This is a genomic window from Aquificaceae bacterium (assembly GCA_037481935.1).
Taxonomy (GTDB): Bacteria; Aquificota; Aquificia; order Aquificales; family Aquificaceae; genus Pampinifervens.
The window spans coordinates 1-14,726 of record JBBFKQ010000009.1; the positions used below are offsets into that span (position 1 = coordinate 1).

The following is a 14,726-nucleotide window of genomic DNA, read 5'->3' on the forward strand; positions in this document are numbered from 1 at the left end:
GTCGGTGCATTTCAGAAAGATGAAGAGGAAGCTGGCAAGCTGTTCCTCAAGGGGAAGGCTCACCTTTGATGTGTCTCTTTTGGAAGAAGACAGGGAAAAGGTTTCCTATGTGATAGTGCATGAGCTTCTCCACCTGAGGTATCCAGACCACGGCAAGCTTTTCAAGCATATGCTGAAGGCATACCTCAAAAGCCTATAAGAATAATGCTATAATATTTTCAAACCCTCAAGGAGGCTGTTATGAAAGGAAGAATAGTGCAGGTGATAGGTGCGGTCATTGACGTGGAGTTTTCTGAAAAGAACCTTCCACCCGTCAGGCACGGTCTAAAGACAAGGAGGAAGTTCATAGACGACAGGGGAAACTGGGCGGAAGAGGAGCTCTTCCTTGAAGTGGCTCAGCACATAGGAGAGAGCAGGGTCAGATGCGTGGCAATGGGTGCCACCGATGGACTGGTGAGGGGTCAGGAGGTGGAATACTTGGGCGGACCCATAAAGGTGCCTGTTGGCAGGCCAACCCTTGGAAGGATATTCAATGTGGTAGGTCAGCCCATAGATGAAGCAGGACCCGTAAATGCAGAAGAGTTCTGGCCCATGTTCAGAGAACCTCCACCCCTGGAAGAGCAGTCCACAAAGGTGGAGATACTTGAGACGGGTATAAAGGTGGTTGACCTCCTTGAGCCCTATGTGAAGGGTGGAAAGGTGGGGCTCTTTGGTGGTGCTGGAGTGGGCAAGACAGTGCTGATGCAGGAGCTCATACACAACATAGCCAAGTTCCACAAGGGATTCTCAGTGGTCATAGGCGTGGGAGAGAGAACCAGAGAAGGAAACGACCTCTGGCACGAGATGAAGGAATCTGGGGTCCTTCCCTACACGGTCATGGTCTACGGGCAGATGAACGAGCCTCCCGGCGTGCGATTCAGGGTGGCACAGACGGGCATTACCATGGCTGAATACTTCAGGGATGTGGAGGGTCAGGACGTTCTTGTCTTTATAGACAACATATTCAGGTTCGTGCAGGCAGGCTCTGAAGTCTCCACGCTCCTTGGAAGACTTCCCTCTGCAGTGGGATACCAGCCCACCCTCAACACGGACGTGGGTGAGGTGCAGGAGAGGATAACCTCCACAAAGAAGGGGTCTCTTACCTCCATACAGGCAGTATACGTGCCCGCAGACGACATAACGGACCCTGCACCCTATTCGGTCTTTGCTCACCTTGATGCCACCACAGTGCTTGCAAGAAGGCTTGCAGAGCTGGGTATATACCCGGCAGTTGACCCTCTTGAGTCCACCTCCAAGTATCTGGCACCGGAGTTCGTGGGAGAAGAGCACTACAGAGTGGCATCGGAGGTCAAGAGAATACTGCAGAGATACAAGGAGCTTCAGGAAATAATAGCCATACTGGGTATGGAAGAGCTCTCAGAAGAGGACAAGGCAATCGTCAACAGGGCAAGGAGGATTCAGAGGTTTCTGGCACAGCCCTTCCACGTGGCAGAGCAGTTCACCGGCATGCCCGGCAAATACGTAAAGCTGGAGGACAACATAAGGAGCTTCAAAGAGATTCTCACGGGCAACTACGACCATCTTCCTGAAATGGCCTTTTACATGGTGGGCACCATAGAAGAGGCTGTGGAGAAAGCCAGAGCTCTGGGAGCAAAGGTTTGAGGTCTGACGGAAGAAAGCCCGGGGAGCTAAGACCTGTAAGGATAATAAGGGATTACCTCAAGCATCCCGAGGGCTCTGTGCTTGTGGAGTTCGGAAACACAAAGGTTATATGCACCGTCTCTCTGCAAGATAGCGTCCCCCCCTTTTTAAAGGGTAAAGGTCAGGGCTGGATAACTGCAGAATACTCCATGCTTCCCAGGTCAACCCAGACAAGAAACATACGCGAATCGGTTCAGGGAAGAATCGGAGGCAGAACGCACGAAATACAGAGGATGATAGGAAGAGCTATGCGAACCGCCCTTGACCTCACAAAGGTAGGAGAGAGGACTTTCTGGATTGACTGCGATGTAATACAGGCGGACGGAGGAACGAGAACTGCTTCCATAACAGGCGCCTTTGTGGCCCTGGTGGACGCAGTCATAAGGCTCTACGAGGAGGGAAGCATAAGCTCAACTCCTATAAAGGACTTTGTGGCTGCGGTGAGTGTTGGCATAGTAAAGGGCCAGATACTTCTTGACCTTAACTTTGAGGAGGATTCAGAGGCAGAAGTAGACATGAACCTTGTGGCCACAGGCTCTGGCAGAATATCAGAGATACAGGCTCTTGGTGAAGAGCACTCTTTCACAAGGGAAGAATTTGACAGGATGCTCACTCTCGGTCTTGCAGGAGTGGAACAACTGGTGGAGCTCCAGAAGGCCTTCTTTGATGTGCAGGGAGGATTATTCAGAAGAAAGAACATAAAAGAGGCAAGGCTTTAGTTCCTTTTTCTTGACAAAAGAATTTTGGGATTGTATATTAATTTCCAGATTTTTTTCAGGAGGTGTGGTATGAACCTGGAAGAGGTCAAGCCAGGGCAGGAAGTGGTAATACTTGGTCTCAGCGGTAAGGAAGAGGTCCTGGAAAAGGTGAAAGCCATGGGCCTCAGGAAGGGCAGAAGGATATCCCTTCTGCAGAAAACTGGAAGAAACCTTCTTCTAAAGGTGGACAACTCAAGAATAGTCATAAGTAGAGACCTGGCAAAGGGTATAGAAGTTCAATGAAAAGCATAAGGGTGGCCCTTGCGGGCAATCCCAACGTAGGAAAGACGAGCATTCTTAACCATCTTGCAGGCACAAGCCTCAAGGTGGGCAACTGGCCAGGGGTAACCGTTGAAAAAAGAGAGGGAAAGGTAAGGTTCTGGGATTACGAGATAAGCCTTGTGGACCTTCCCGGCATATACACCCTTGAGCCCATCTCAGAGGACGAATGGGTGGCATACAATTACATAAGACAGGAAAAACCAGACCTGATACTCAATATCATAGAAACCCCCAACATGGAAAGAGACCTGCTCCTGACGGTAGAGCTCCTTGAGCATGAAATTCCCCTTATCATCGTCCTCAACATGACAGACGAAGCCCAGAAACTGGGCATAGAGGTAAATGACCGGTGGCTCTCTGAACTGCTCGGGGTGAGAGTTCTCAGAACCAACGGAAGGACTGGTGAGGGCGTAAAAGCTCTGCTTCCCAACATAGTGGAGGTTTTCAGCTTAAAGGAGAGACCAAAAGTCATAAGATACAGCAAAGAGCTGGAGGAGTTCCTCCAGAAAGTCAGAGAAAGGGAAGACGAAACAAAGGCAGAGCTAATAAGGAAACTCCTCCAGAGAGAAGACTTTAAGGAGCTAAGGGAAAGTATAAAAAGGGCCCTGGGAAAAGAAGTTCATGACCTGATAAAGGATGAAAGGTATGCAATGGCCCATGGGCTCTACAGAGAAGTGATTGAAAAAAAGCTCCTTACCGCAAGGGACATAACAGACTCTCTGGATAAGGTGCTCTTGCATCCAGTTTTTGGTATCCCCATCTTCCTCCTGCTTATGTTTCTTCTCTTTAAGGTTTCCTTTGATTTTTCTGCGCCCTTCATGGACTGGGTGGATGGCTTTGTAAATGGTTTTGTTGCCCCTCTGGTCTCTGCGGGCATGGCAGCCCTTGGGGTAAGCGAATGGCTTCAGAAACTCTTTTCTGAAGCGGTGGTGGGTGGAGTGGGCTTCGTTCTTACCTTTGTTCCCCTCATTGCCGTCATATACTTCCTGCTGGCGCTGATGGAGTTTTCTGGATACCTTCCCAGAGTTGCCTTTCTTATGGACAGGTTCATGCACAGGCTGGGGCTTCATGGGAAAAGCCTTGTCCCCCTTCTTCTGGGCTTTGGTTGTAATGTGCCTGCCATAGTTGCCACCAAGGCACTTGAGACAAAAAGGGACAAACTGCTGGTAATAGCCATGATACCCTTCATGAGCTGTCCAGCAAGGCTTGTGGTCTTCTCCTTTTTTGCAGTGCTCTTTTTCAAGAACCCGGCCACTGTTATATTTTTCCTCTACCTTCTTGGTGTTCTGGTTGCTCTTATAACCGCCTTCCTGCTGAGAAAGACCTTCTTTAAAGGGAGCCTATACCATTTTGTCATGGAGCTGCCGCCTTACAGACTTCCCACTTTCAGGCTTCTATTCAGGATTGTGTGGGTCTATGTGAGGGATTTTCTCTACAGAGCCGGCACTCTCATATTTGCGGCGTCAGTTTTTATATGGCTTCTCCTCAACCTTCCCCCAGGTGTTAAAAACCCCTCCGAAAGCCTTGCTGCGCAGGCAGGCAAAACCATAGCACCCCTCTTCAAACCACTGGGCCTTGAGGACTGGAGGATTGCCACCTCCCTGATACCTGCCTTTCTCGCCAGAGAGATAGTGCTCAGTTCCATGGGCACCATATATTCTGCAGAGGCGGAGAAGGAAGAGAAGGAGTTTATCCTCTCGGAGGCTCTGAAAGAGCAGACTATCGGGCTTGGAAATGCCTTCAGGGATGCAGTTCTTAATGTGTTCAAACCTGTGCCAAAAGCCTTTGAGGTAGAGGAGGAAGGAACGGACAGTCTGAGGGCTCTAATAGCAAAAAGCCTATCTCCCGCATCCGCCCTTGCTTTCATGGTTTTCCTGCTTCTTTATACCTCATGCCTCGGCACAGTTGCTGTCATGTGGAGGGAAGCCGGAAAGGGGTTTGCCCTTCTCTTTCTCCTTTACAGCCTCATAGCTGGCTGGTTTTTTGGCTTCCTCGCATACAGACTGGGGGGCATGCTGTGGAGTATCTGACGGTCCTTCTGATTACTGCCCTTCTCTCATATCTCTGGTGGAGAAGGTGGAGGAAAAACAGAGGCTGCTGCCAATGACCTTGCGGTTATAATTTTAATGCTATGATAGAATGGCTTGTGAAAAAACTTCTGGGCACAAAGAGCGAGCGCGAGGTAAAGAGGTTAAAGAAGGTCGTTCAGAGGATAAGACACAGAGAAGAAGAGCTGGATGAGCTTTCGAACAGGGAGCTCAGGCTTATGGCCCATGAACTTCGCCAGAGAATTCTGCAGGATGAAGACATAAAGCAAAAGATAATGGAGGGGAAAATAACAGAAGAGGTAGAGCTTGCCTTTGCCCTTGTGAGAGAAGCAGGAAAGAGGACTCTGGGTCTGAGGTTCTTTGATGTGCAGCTGATAGGTGGTCTTGTGCTTCATGAGGGTAAGATTGCAGAGATGAAAACCGGTGAGGGCAAGACCCTTGTGGCTACCTCTGCAGTTGCAGCAAATGCCATGACAGAAGAGGGTGTGCACGTGGTTACTGTCAACGACTACCTGGCCAGAAGGGATGCCCAGTGGATGGGGCCCATCTATCTCTTTCTCGGCCTTGATGTGGGTGTTATAAACTCCGATTATAGCTCCTACAGAGTCCAGTGGGCAGACCCAGAGCTTGCAGACAGGGCAGTGGAAGAAGACTGGAGGGTGTGGCCAAAGGGCTACTTTGAGGAAACTCTGCCCTCAGAGCTTATAAGTGTTCAGGCAAAGAAGGCCTTCTACACCAAGCTGGTGCCCTGCACCAGAAGGGAGGCTTACCAGTGCAGCATAACCTACGGCACCAACAACGAGTTTGGCTTTGACTACCTGAGGGACAACATGGCCTTCTCAGCAGAAGAAATAGTTCAGGTAAGAGGTCACAACTTTGCCATAGTGGACGAGGTGGACTCCATACTCATAGATGAGGCAAGGACGCCCCTTATAATATCTGGTCCTGCGGAGATGGACACTTCCGTCTATTACAGGGCGGATGAGGTGGTGAGAAAACTGGTAAAGGATGAAGACTTCACGGTAGATGAAAAGAACAGAACCGTGCAGCTTACAGAGCAGGGCATAAGGAAGGTGGAGGAGCTTCTTGGAATAGAAAACCTCTACGACATAAGGCATATAGACCTTCTTCATGCGGTAAATCAGGCTCTCAGGGCTCACAGCCTTTTCAAGAAGGACGTGCACTACATAGTGAGGGATGGCGAGATTCTTATAGTGGATGAGTTCACCGGAAGGGTGCTTCCGGGCAGGCGCTGGAGTGATGGTCTACATCAGGCAATAGAGGTAAAGGAAGGCGTTCCCATACAGAAAGAAAACCAGACACTTGCCAGCATAACCTTCCAGAACTACTTCAAGCTCTACAGGAAGCTCTCAGGTATGACAGGCACCGCAGAAACAGAGGCACTGGAGTTTAAAGAAATATACGGTCTTGAGGTGGTGGTTGTCCCAACCCACAGACCCATGAGGAGAAAGGACCATCCCGATATGGTTTTCAAGACAAAGGGAGAAAAATGGCAGGCTGTGGTGGATTTAATCAAGGAAGAGCATGCAAAGGGCAGACCAATACTGGTAGGAACCGTCTCCATAGAAGATTCTGAACATCTCTCAAGGCTTTTACAAAAAGAAAAGATTCCTCACAATGTGCTAAATGCCAAACAGCATGAGAGGGAGGCAGAGATAATCGCTCAGGCGGGAAGACTGGGCGCAGTTACCATCTCCACCAATATGGCAGGAAGGGGAACGGACATACTTCTTGGCGGAAACCCTGAATATCTTGCAAAAGAGATGCTAAGGGCGAAGGGCAAGGCTATAGAGGAGGCAACAGAGGAAGAGTGGAAGGAAGCACTGGAAAAGGCATACAGGATAACGGAGGAGGAGAAGAAAAGGGTGGTGGAGCTGGGAGGTTTGCTTGTCATAGGCACGGAAAGGCACGAATCAAGGCGTATAGACAACCAGCTCAGGGGAAGGGCTGGAAGACAGGGGGACCCAGGAGAGTCCCGCTTTGTGCTTTCCCTTGAAGATGACCTCATGAGGATATTTGGCGGAGACCGGGTTAAAAAGCTTATGGAGCTTCTAAAAATTCCTGAGGGAGAGCCCATAGAGAGCGGTATGGTAACAAAAGCAATACAGAACGCCCAGAAGAGAGTGGAAGCCCAGAACTTCCAGATTAGAAAGAGACTTCTTGAGTATGACCTGGTTATGAACACCCAGAGGCTTACGGTATATTCCATAAGGAGAGACCTTCTTGAATCTAGGGGCCTGGAGGAATACCTTCAGGAGTTTGTTCAGGACCTTGTAGCCCAGAAGGTGGAAGAACTCATAAAAGAGGAAGAGCCAGAGCTCTGGGAACTGGAGCCCCTCAGAGACTACCTGAGAGAGCTCACCGGAAGAGAGGTGGAAGTGCCTCCAGCAAGAGACAGGGAAGACCTCGTAAACCAGCTTTCCCAGAGAGTTCTTGAGATTATATTCGGAAGAAAGCAAGAGCTGGGTGAAGATATCTTCAGAGAGCTTGCAAAAATCGTCATGCTCTCCAACCTTGACCATCTCTGGAGGGAGCACCTGCATACCATGGACAGGCTCAGAGAGAGCATATACCTGAGGGGCTACGCCTCGAAGGACCCACTGGTGGAATACAAGAAGGAAGCCTTCTACCTTTTTGAGGATATGCTCTCAAGGTTCAGAGAGAGGACCCTCTCAGACATAATGCACATGCAGGTCAGAACACAGGAAGAAGTGGAAGAAGAGCTCAAAAAAGAGGAACAGGAAAGGGAAAAGCTTCTGAGCATGGCAGTTTTTAGTGGAGCCGAAGGCAAGTCTGACCAGAGCCAGAAAGGTCCAAAGAGAAAAACTCTCAAGGAGCGTCTTCAGGCAAGGAGGAAGAGATAGTCTTCAGCCTTCTGTAGGCTTCAAGTATTTGCATGAAGGGTATGTTTCCTTCTCTCACACATCTGAGACCCCCTGGATGCAGGAACCTGACAATGGTAGAAGGTTTCCCCTCTATCTTTCCACCGTCCACATACAGGTCCACCTTATCACCAAAGTAATCCATAGCTTCCTCAACCCTTACCGCCGGCCTCATACCCTCGGGGTTGGCGCTCGGAGCTACAAGAGCCTGGTCTATTAAGGAGAACAGACCAGAGACATAACTGTTTGGCCTGGGTAATCTTACCGCAAGACTCTTTCTCCCTCTTGTCAGATAGAGGGGTATGGAGTTTTTCTTGTAAAAGAGAAAGGTGGCGTTAAACTCCTTCATAAGACGCAGGTGTATCCTTCCATGCCTGAGCTTGAGGTAATCAAGCCAGCAAGTATCGGGTATTAGAAGGAGGAAAGGTCTTCCAGAGGGTCTTCTGAAGGAATAGAGCCTCTCCACCGCCTTCCTGTTCAGAGCAACCGCCAGCAGACCGTATATGGTATCCGTGGGAAAGCATACTATACCACCACCTGCGAGGACTTCAGCGGTTTCTGAGAAAGCTTCCTGGTTCAGTGGCAACACCCTCATACCTGTATGAACTCCGCAACCCTTTCCAAATCTGGCGGAAGGGTTACCGGCTGTTCGCAGACCTTTATGGCAGTGTCGGGGTCTTTGAGACCGTTTCCCGTAAGGGTGCAGACCACCACCTCACCACCCCTGAAAAATCCCTCTCTTGTAAGCTTTATAAGCCCTGCAACAGAGGCGGCAGAAGCAGGCTCGCAGAATATGCCCTCCCTCGAGGCCGTCAGCTTGTAGGCATGAAGTATTTCCTCATCACTGACCGCATCTATCAATCCGCCAGATTCACGAACCGCCTGAAGGGCTGGTTGCCAGCTGTAAGGGTTTCCTATCCTTATGGCGGTTGCTATGGTCTGTGGGTTCTTTATGGGGTAGCCCTTTACTATGGGCGCAGAGCCTTCCGCCTGCCAGCCCATCATCCTTGGCAGCTCCGTAATCTTCCCTGCTTTGTGGTATTCCTTATATCCTTTCCAGTAGGCGGTTATGTTGCCCGCATTTCCCACAGGGATGAAGTGATAGTCCGGAGCCCTGCCAAGGGCATCGCACACTTCAAAGGCTCCCGTTTTCTGCCCCTCTATCCTGAAGGGATTTACAGAGTTGACGATTTCCACTGGCAATAGCTCCCCTATTTTTCTTACTATATAGAGGGCATCGTCAAAGTTTCCCTGAATGGCTATAACCCTCGCACCATATATAACGGCCTGAGAGAGTTTTCCAAGGGCAACTGCACCCTTAGGAAGTAATACAAAGGCTTTCAGACCTGCCTTTGCAGCGTAGGCAGCTGCTGAAGCTGAGGTGTTGCCCGTTGAGGCGCATATAACAGCTCTTTTCCCGGCCTCCACAGCCTTTGAGATGGCAACGGTCATCCCCCTGTCCTTGAAAGAACCCGTGGGATTTAGGCCCTCATACTTTAGGAATATCTCCCCCCTGAAGCCAATAGCTTTTGCAAGGTTTTCTGCATGAATTAACGGAGTATTTCCCTCGCACAGTGTTATCACGGGCGTGCTTTCACCTACGGGCAGGAACTCCCTGTATCTGTGTATTATGCCTCGCCAGTAGCTCATAACTCTGAGGGAAATATTATAATTTAATACCTGCAGGGGGTGTGGCGGAACTGGCAGACGCAGCGGACTTAAAATCCGCCGGCCCAAAGCCGTGAGGGTTCGAGTCCCTCCACCCCCACACAGGACCATGATACTGAGCGACAAAAGCATAAAGGAGCTCATAAGAGAAGGCAGGTTAATGGTAGAGCCCTACAGGGAGGAGAACGTGCAGGCATCCTCTGTGGACCTTACTCTGGGTGGGGAGGTACTTTTCTACAGGTCAGAATGCATAGACCTCAGGAGCCCACACATACCCGTGGAAAAGCTGAGCATTCCTGAAGAGGGCTTTCTCATACCCCCAAAGGCTTTTCTGCTCGCCACCACAGAAGAATACATTAAACTTCCCGAGGACATAACTGCCTTCGTGGAGGGCAGGTCTTCTCTTGGCAGGCTTGGGCTCTTTATAGAGAATGCAGGCTGGGTGGACGCAGGTTTTGAAGGACAGATAACCCTTGAGCTATACAACGCCAACAACTGTCCCATACGCATATACAGGGGCGTTCGTATATGCCAGATTGTGCTTGCGAGGCTAGACCAGAGAGCAGAGAAACCTTACAGGGGCAAGTATCAGGGGCAGAAGGGTGCTACCCCTTCAAGGGTTTATATGGATTTTTATTCATAAAGCTGGTCAATGGGCTTCCTGCCCGCAAAGCCTTCATCTAGCTCGTGCCAGAACATGAGGGTATCCTCATCCTCCTTCCAGCAGAGCCATATGTAGCGGTTCTGATGAAAAGACAGAAAGTCCACCAGTATGGGGTCCACACCCTTTATAACGCCACCCAGAGCCTCTATCTTCTGGAAGAGCCGTCTTATGTCCATGTCAAGGTCATTTATATGGCTCTGCAAGTAGAGCTTTTCAAGCTCATCCCCTTCTTCTTCAAGTTTTGCCACACAGGAATAGAGCTCTTCCCTCTTTAAGTTTATTTCCTCAACTATGGGCTTTATGACCGCTATAAGGTCTCTTGCAGTATCAATGTCAAAGACTTTCATGGCTGATAAATTTAGTGCAAAAACACAGTAGAGCAACAGTTTGGTGATACCACCGGGTTCAATCCCAGACTCTTTGCGTATGTGAAAATACCTTCCGCCGGAAAGGTTATGCCATTCACTCCCGCATGAAGGGCGTATAGGTCAAGCCTTACCCTTTCCTGACCTGCAGGCCTTGCACATCCCACTACCACAGGTCTTTTTGGAAGAGCTTTTCTTGCATGAAGCAGAACTTTTGCACTCTCCTCAGGCTTTGGTGGAGGAAGAAGCTGGAAGCGAGCCTTCCCGTAGTAGGGCATAACAACCACGATAACAAGGGCTGATGGGTCAAACTGGGCAATCATGTCTATGGCTCTGTATTCACCCCTTATCTGTCCGTAGTGTAGCCCTATTATCACATGAGGAACTATGTTGTGGCCTGCTTCCTTAAGAAGCCTGAGGGACTCCTCATAATCTTTTGTGCTCTTGTGGGGCAGTTTGTAGACCTCTGCTATGGTCTGGTCGTCTCCTATTATATCAAGGAGGACCGCATCCACCTGAGCCTCTCTCAGTCCCTCTGCAAGCTCTCTGTCAACTAAACCCACATGACAGCTCACAAACATACCCAGCTCTTCCCTTATCCTCTTCATAGTATTTAAAAAAGGATAGAGCTCCACCACACCATCCCTGTTAGAACCTCCGGATATGAGAAGTCCATCGACTCCTTTATCCTTGAGCTCGTTTGCCACTTTCCAGAGCTCCTCAGGGCTTGTGGCAGGTATCATGTGCCAGAGTATCTTTGAGGCACAGTGGTCACACATGAGCTCGCAGTTTTTGCCAGTTATGGATATGTCCACAAACTTTGGACCAGTCTTTATAGAAAAGTCTTCCACCTCGTAGTGCTTAAAACCGGGGCTGTGAAAGTGTATATCTCTGCCAAAATTTTTCAACCTTAGCTCAAAGCCCTCAGAGAGCTCCTCAAGGAGGCTTGTGTCAAGCTCTACATCTTCAAGGGAGGGGTGGGTCGCTCCACCCCTGAAGTTCATTATCCGCACTTTATACCCTTCTCGTTGATAACCTTTGTAAGGGCATCCACAGCGGCCTGGCCTTTCAGAAGGCTGTTGACCTCTTCAGGGTTTGTGGGCTTTATTTTTGCTATCCATCCAGCACCATAAGGGTCGTCATTGGCAAGTGCGGGGTTGCCCTTGAGGGCCTCATTTACTTCCACCACCTCTCCCGTGAGGGGAGTAGGCACTGGTCCAACCCATTTACCACTCTCAATGGTTGCGATGCTCTTGCGTCTTTCTATGACCTTTCCAGCCTTCTTGGGCGTATAGGCCACAAGCCTTCCTGCCATGGCCGCTGCCACGGAGGTCAGACCCACCGTGTAAGTGCCATCCCCGTTGTCCTTTGCCCAGGTGAAGGCGTTTGCCTCCGGGTCCACGTCATAGAGAAGGTCCTCAGGTATGTTGCAGCCGTTGACTGTTGCCATGCTTTACCCTCCTTTATAGAAATTTTAAAAGGTTAGCACCTTATCAGCTTCCATTGCCCTGAGGGCAAACTCGCTGGCTGGAAATACCCCATCCAGCTCCGGTATAAGGTCCTCGGGCTTGTAGCCCAGTGAGTCTATCGCCTGCTTGCAGGAGTAGAACTTAACCCCCGCCTGCTTGGCATCCTTCATAAAGTCATAAACACTTTTTAGCTTTTTACCGTTTGGAGAAAGGCAGTTGGGTTCGGCCGGAAGTATCCTCTCTGCAACACCCTTCTTGAGAAGCCTTGTGCCGTCCATGTTGAAAAACACCTCCACCTCCGCCTCGTTGGCGGCCATGAGGGCTGCAATATAAAATGGTGATGCACATCTCCAGGGAGTTCTCGGACCGCTTGTCATGAGAATTATTACCTTCATGCCTCCACAGCCCTCCTGGCTTCAGCCTCCTCAGGGACACCCACAAAGGCAAGCTTACCATCTATTATGGTGGAGGGGACAGCTCTTACTATGAGCTTTTTTGCCCACATTCTGCCCTCCGGCTGTGCCACATCAAGCACCTCGTATTTAAAGCCATACTCTGCCTGAAGCTTCCTCCAGAGGGCATCTGCATCGGGGCACGTGGCACACCACTGTGAAACAAGCAGGATAACATGCTTATCTCTCGCTGCCATCATGTGCACCTCATACAGATTATATCCCATTCATCAATGTATTTTCTCATTTCTTCTATGGCATCTCTGCCATAGAGGAGGTCTTTTATGTCCCTATGAAGGTCAAGTGGTTTCATCTTCACAATCCAGCCTTCCCCATAAGGGTCGTAATTTATTATATCGGGCTGCTCCAGCACCTTTTCGTTTCTCTCCACCACCTCGCCCTCAACAAGGGCGTTTATAGGACCCGCCCATTTGCCACTTTCAAGGGATGCCACAGGCTTCCCTTTCTGCACCACCTTACCCACATTCTTTATACGGGCGTGCAGGAGCCTTCCAGCCCTGACCTGACCAACATCCGTAAGGCCCATGGTAACAGTTCCATCTTCGTTCACCTTCAACCAGGTCTGTGTCTCTATCTCGTAATAAAGGTCAAGGGGAACAACACACCCATTGTATTCCCATTCTCTTTCGCTTTCCAACCCCTGCACCACGCCCATGCTCTACTCCTATGCAAGTCCGAGCTTTTTGAGAACAGGGATAGGGTCTGAAAGGTTGTCCTTAAGCTTTACATCACCCACACTGTAGCCAAAGGCAAGCCCGAGGAGCTGCGTAAAGTATGCGGCAGGCACATCCACATCCGGCACACCCTTCATCATGAGCCTGTGGCGATACATCTCAAGTGATGCATGACATAGAGGACATTCTGTGGCTATTATGTCCGCACCGTTGCGTTTTGCGGTCTGTAGTATCATCATCACGAACTTCTCTGAGACCAATTCATCAGAGAGGGAGTGAGGTCCTCCACAGCACTGCGTGTGCATGGGCTCAAACTCTACGCTTGTGGCACCTGCGGCTTCGAGAAGGGCATTCATGTAATATGGATGTTCGTCGTCATCTGCCGTCTCCCTTTTCCTTGGTCTTGCCTCCTCATCCTGACCGCCTGCGTGGGCATAGGTTCTTGCGTAGAAGTGAGGCCTTGTGTAGAGACATCCGTAGTAGTTGGCAACCTTAAGGCCCCTGAGGGGCTTTCTTGTCCTCTCCTTCACCTTCTGTGGCCCCGCTTCGTGGTAGAACCACTCCAGTATGTGGTAGGTCTGGGGTATCTGGTCAAGGGGGTCCACACCACCCTCTCTCAGAAGGGCATTGACCCTGTCATAGACAGCTCTATCCGTTTCAAGAAAGTATTCTGCCCTCTGAAGGGAAAAGGAGCATCCGTTGCAGGGAGCCACTATTACATTGTGGCCCTGTCTTCTTGCAAGAGACATGTTTCTGGCATTCAGGAGCATGGTGCCCATAAAGGTCACGTTCTTGGACTCCATGGCACCACAGCAGTTGTAGTCTTCAAGGTAGTCAAGCTCAAGGCCGAGCTCCTTTGCCACTATTCTTGTAGATACATCATAAGACCTTGCTGCACCTTCAAGGGAACAGCCAGGATAGTATGCAACTCTTTTACCTATCACACCCATGTTAAACCTCCTTAGTGTAATGCACCTTCTTCCTGCATCACTTTGCGCAGGACCTGCTTGAACTTGCTCCAGTTCTTTGTTCTTGGATGGAAGAGCATGTGCTTGGCGTTCAGGACCAGGAAGCCTATGTTCATGGATTTGAGGGGCTTTACAGTTAACTGCTTTAGCCACTCTGGAGTTTCACCTATGAAGGGTATGGGCTTTTTGAGTATGGGGTCTTTGAAAACCCTGTATCCCTGCTTTTCTATCCATCCAAAGAGCAACTCTCCATCCTCTATCCTTCCATATTCAAGAACGGACTCGGTGAAGAACTTGTCAAACTTCTTGGAGGGATATTCCTCCACAAGCCCCTTCTTCGCCATCGCTCTGAGTATTGCCTTGAGCACCTCCTCAACGAGCACACCCTTTGGACATCTGTGCGTGCATTTGTGGCAGGAGACACACCTCCACATAACATCCGCACGCTTCTGAAGCTCATCTATCATACCCAGCCTTGCAAGGTATATGAAGTGTCTTGGATTGTATCTCTCATCCCAGTAGTTGTGGACGGGGCAAGAGGCAGTGCAGTAGGAGCACTGGTAGCACTGGGTTATGGTTTTGCCATCGGGAGAATTCATAACATCCTTGGCAAAGTCAAGGTCATAATCGTTTATCACCCTGGGGAGGATTATCAGGTTCCAGTCCCCAGAGACATCAACGCCGTCAATAACAAGCCTTTCTTTCCTCAAAATTCTCTCCGGCTCTACAAGGCTACGCTCGTGTATTGCCATG

Annotated in this window: 17 protein-coding genes and 1 tRNA gene; 8 read left to right on the forward strand and 10 right to left on the reverse strand. The window is 49.9% G+C overall.

All coding sequences use genetic code 11. The features are described 5' to 3' along the window. The 6 genes from WHS43_08065 to secA form a co-directional block, all read left to right on the forward strand. Positions 1-199: M48 family metallopeptidase (locus WHS43_08065; GenBank protein MEJ5339592.1), on the forward strand; the 199-nt coding region annotated here is incomplete at its 5' end. 41 nt (positions 200-240) lie between these two features. After that, on the forward strand, positions 241-1,662 hold the full coding sequence (atpD, locus tag WHS43_08070; protein ID MEJ5339593.1) for a F0F1 ATP synthase subunit beta: 1,422 nt from the start codon (positions 241-243) through the stop codon (positions 1,660-1,662). Next, complete coding sequence (rph, locus tag WHS43_08075; protein ID MEJ5339594.1) at positions 1,659-2,420, forward strand: ribonuclease PH; 762 nt, start codon at positions 1,659-1,661, stop codon at positions 2,418-2,420. The genes atpD and rph overlap by 4 nt, the downstream gene beginning before the upstream one ends. A gap of 69 nt (positions 2,421-2,489) precedes the next feature. After that, the gene (locus WHS43_08080; GenBank protein MEJ5339595.1) at positions 2,490-2,702 is read left to right on the forward strand and encodes a FeoA family protein; all 213 of its coding nucleotides are present in this window, start codon (positions 2,490-2,492) and stop codon (positions 2,700-2,702) included. Further along, positions 2,699-4,771 (forward strand): ferrous iron transport protein B, encoded by a 2,073-nt coding sequence (gene feoB / locus WHS43_08085; GenBank protein MEJ5339596.1) that lies wholly within the window; start codon positions 2,699-2,701, stop codon positions 4,769-4,771. Before WHS43_08080 ends, feoB begins: the two co-directional genes overlap by 4 nt. Before the next feature lie 101 nt (positions 4,772-4,872). Then, a complete protein-coding gene (gene secA / locus WHS43_08090; GenBank protein ID MEJ5339597.1) occupies positions 4,873-7,674 on the forward strand; it encodes a preprotein translocase subunit SecA in 2,802 nt (933 codons plus the stop codon). On the opposite strand, the gene WHS43_08095 is transcribed toward secA, so the two are convergent. Further along, the gene (locus WHS43_08095) at positions 7,640-8,287 is read right to left on the reverse strand and encodes an L-threonylcarbamoyladenylate synthase (GenBank protein ID MEJ5339598.1); all 648 of its coding nucleotides are present in this window, start codon (positions 8,285-8,287) and stop codon (positions 7,640-7,642) included. The two genes, secA and WHS43_08095, sit on opposite strands and share 35 nt — an antisense overlap. After that, entirely contained in the window at positions 8,284-9,342 is a 1,059-nt protein-coding gene (gene thrC / locus WHS43_08100) for a threonine synthase (protein MEJ5339599.1), read from the reverse strand. Before thrC ends, WHS43_08095 begins: the two co-directional genes overlap by 4 nt. Before the next feature lie 35 nt (positions 9,343-9,377). Here thrC and WHS43_08105 point away from each other — a divergent pair. Continuing rightward, positions 9,378-9,460, forward strand: a tRNA-Leu gene (locus WHS43_08105). Then, positions 9,434-10,003 (forward strand): dCTP deaminase, encoded by a 570-nt coding sequence (dcd, locus tag WHS43_08110; GenBank protein MEJ5339600.1) that lies wholly within the window; start codon positions 9,434-9,436, stop codon positions 10,001-10,003. The genes WHS43_08105 and dcd overlap by 27 nt, the downstream gene beginning before the upstream one ends. Here the strand turns inward: dcd and WHS43_08115 are convergent. The 8 genes from WHS43_08115 to WHS43_08150 are packed head-to-tail and all read right to left on the reverse strand — an operon-like array spanning position 9,994 to position 14,725. Then, entirely contained in the window at positions 9,994-10,371 is a 378-nt protein-coding gene (locus WHS43_08115; GenBank protein ID MEJ5339601.1) for a DUF2203 domain-containing protein, read from the reverse strand. The two genes, dcd and WHS43_08115, sit on opposite strands and share 10 nt — an antisense overlap. 11 nt (positions 10,372-10,382) lie before the next feature. Next, complete coding sequence (locus WHS43_08120; protein ID MEJ5339602.1) at positions 10,383-11,393, reverse strand: radical SAM protein; 1,011 nt, start codon at positions 11,391-11,393, stop codon at positions 10,383-10,385. Beyond that, entirely contained in the window at positions 11,393-11,839 is a 447-nt protein-coding gene (locus tag WHS43_08125; protein ID MEJ5339603.1) for a glycine cleavage system protein H, read from the reverse strand. The genes WHS43_08120 and WHS43_08125 overlap by 1 nt, the downstream gene beginning before the upstream one ends. A gap of 24 nt (positions 11,840-11,863) precedes the next feature. Further along, on the reverse strand, positions 11,864-12,253 hold the full coding sequence (locus tag WHS43_08130; protein MEJ5339604.1) for a DsrE family protein: 390 nt from the start codon (positions 12,251-12,253) through the stop codon (positions 11,864-11,866). Beyond that, positions 12,250-12,507 (reverse strand): thioredoxin family protein, encoded by a 258-nt coding sequence (locus WHS43_08135; protein MEJ5339605.1) that lies wholly within the window; start codon positions 12,505-12,507, stop codon positions 12,250-12,252. The genes WHS43_08130 and WHS43_08135 overlap by 4 nt, the downstream gene beginning before the upstream one ends. Then, positions 12,507-12,986 (reverse strand): glycine cleavage system protein H, encoded by a 480-nt coding sequence (locus tag WHS43_08140; protein ID MEJ5339606.1) that lies wholly within the window; start codon positions 12,984-12,986, stop codon positions 12,507-12,509. The genes WHS43_08135 and WHS43_08140 overlap by 1 nt, the downstream gene beginning before the upstream one ends. Before the next feature lie 9 nt (positions 12,987-12,995). After that, a complete protein-coding gene (locus WHS43_08145; GenBank protein ID MEJ5339607.1) occupies positions 12,996-13,955 on the reverse strand; it encodes a CoB--CoM heterodisulfide reductase iron-sulfur subunit B family protein in 960 nt (319 codons plus the stop codon). An 11-nt stretch (positions 13,956-13,966) separates the two neighbouring features. Next, complete coding sequence (locus tag WHS43_08150) at positions 13,967-14,725, reverse strand: 4Fe-4S dicluster domain-containing protein (protein ID MEJ5339608.1); 759 nt, start codon at positions 14,723-14,725, stop codon at positions 13,967-13,969. Position 14,726 lies beyond the last annotated feature (1 nt).

What these genes read in the sequence shown, in the direction of transcription:
- WHS43_08080 (MEJ5339595.1), top strand. Translation starts at nt 2,490, where the DNA reads ATGAACCTGGAAGAGGTCAAGCCAGGGCAGGAAGTGGTAATACTTGGT.
- WHS43_08150 (MEJ5339608.1), bottom strand. Translation starts at nt 14,725, where the DNA reads ATGGCAATACACGAGCGTAGCCTTGTAGAGCCGGAGAGAATTTTGAGG.
- WHS43_08125 (MEJ5339603.1), bottom strand. Translation starts at nt 11,839, where the DNA reads ATGGCAACAGTCAACGGCTGCAACATACCTGAGGACCTTCTCTATGAC.
- WHS43_08145 (MEJ5339607.1), bottom strand. Translation starts at nt 13,955, where the DNA reads ATGGGTGTGATAGGTAAAAGAGTTGCATACTATCCTGGCTGTTCCCTT.
- WHS43_08095 (MEJ5339598.1), bottom strand. Translation starts at nt 8,287, where the DNA reads ATGAGGGTGTTGCCACTGAACCAGGAAGCTTTCTCAGAAACCGCTGAA.
- secA (MEJ5339597.1), top strand. Translation starts at nt 4,873, where the DNA reads ATGATAGAATGGCTTGTGAAAAAACTTCTGGGCACAAAGAGCGAGCGC.
- WHS43_08130 (MEJ5339604.1), bottom strand. Translation starts at nt 12,253, where the DNA reads ATGAAGGTAATAATTCTCATGACAAGCGGTCCGAGAACTCCCTGGAGA.
- atpD (MEJ5339593.1), top strand. Translation starts at nt 241, where the DNA reads ATGAAAGGAAGAATAGTGCAGGTGATAGGTGCGGTCATTGACGTGGAG.
- WHS43_08115 (MEJ5339601.1), bottom strand. Translation starts at nt 10,371, where the DNA reads ATGAAAGTCTTTGACATTGATACTGCAAGAGACCTTATAGCGGTCATA.
- thrC (MEJ5339599.1), bottom strand. Translation starts at nt 9,342, where the DNA reads ATGAGCTACTGGCGAGGCATAATACACAGATACAGGGAGTTCCTGCCC.
- WHS43_08140 (MEJ5339606.1), bottom strand. Translation starts at nt 12,986, where the DNA reads ATGGGCGTGGTGCAGGGGTTGGAAAGCGAAAGAGAATGGGAATACAAT.
- feoB (MEJ5339596.1), top strand. Translation starts at nt 2,699, where the DNA reads ATGAAAAGCATAAGGGTGGCCCTTGCGGGCAATCCCAACGTAGGAAAG.
- WHS43_08120 (MEJ5339602.1), bottom strand. Translation starts at nt 11,393, where the DNA reads ATGAACTTCAGGGGTGGAGCGACCCACCCCTCCCTTGAAGATGTAGAG.
- WHS43_08135 (MEJ5339605.1), bottom strand. Translation starts at nt 12,507, where the DNA reads ATGGCAGCGAGAGATAAGCATGTTATCCTGCTTGTTTCACAGTGGTGT.